The following is a 580-nucleotide window of genomic DNA, read 5'->3' on the forward strand; positions in this document are numbered from 1 at the left end:
TCAGTGGGACGAAATGATCCGGACCGCTGGCTCCCTGAAGCTGGGCAAAGTACAGGTTTCAGTGCTGGTCCGTTCATTGCTGAAAAGTGAACGTCCTTCCGGACTGACTCAGGCAATCATTGAAGTGGGGCGCATCAACAAAACGCTGTATCTGCTTAATTATATTGATGATGAAGATTACCGCCGGCGCATTCTGACCCAGCTTAATCGGGGAGAAAGTCGCCATGCCGTTGCCAGAGCCATCTGTCACGGTCAAAAAGGTGAGATAAGAAAACGATATACCGACGGTCAGGAAGATCAACTGGGCACACTGGGGCTGGTCACTAACGCCGTCGTGTTATGGAACACTATTTATATGCAGGCAGCCCTGGATCATCTCCGGGCGCAGGGTGAAACACTGAATGATGAAGATATCGCACGCCTCTCCCCGCTTTGCCACGGACATATCAATATGCTCGGCCATTATTCCTTCACGCTGGCAGAACTGGTGACCAAAGGACATCTGAGACCATTAAAAGAGGCGTCAGAGGCAGAAAACGTTGCTTAACGTGAGTTTTCGTTCCACTGAGCGTCAGACCCC

At 51.0% G+C, this 580-nt stretch carries 1 protein-coding gene; it reads left to right on the forward strand.

The window, feature by feature from the left end:
- Positions 1-547, forward strand: a 547-nt coding sequence (locus ACOTX5_RS26740; RefSeq protein ID WP_139156205.1) for a Tn3 family transposase, incomplete at its 5' end; no start/stop codon positions are given.
- Positions 548-580: the final 33 nt, after the last annotated feature.

Source organism: Enterobacter cloacae complex sp. IR5441 (assembly GCF_049238215.1).
In the GTDB taxonomy this organism is placed as follows: Bacteria; Pseudomonadota; Gammaproteobacteria; order Enterobacterales; family Enterobacteriaceae; genus Enterobacter; species Enterobacter hormaechei_C.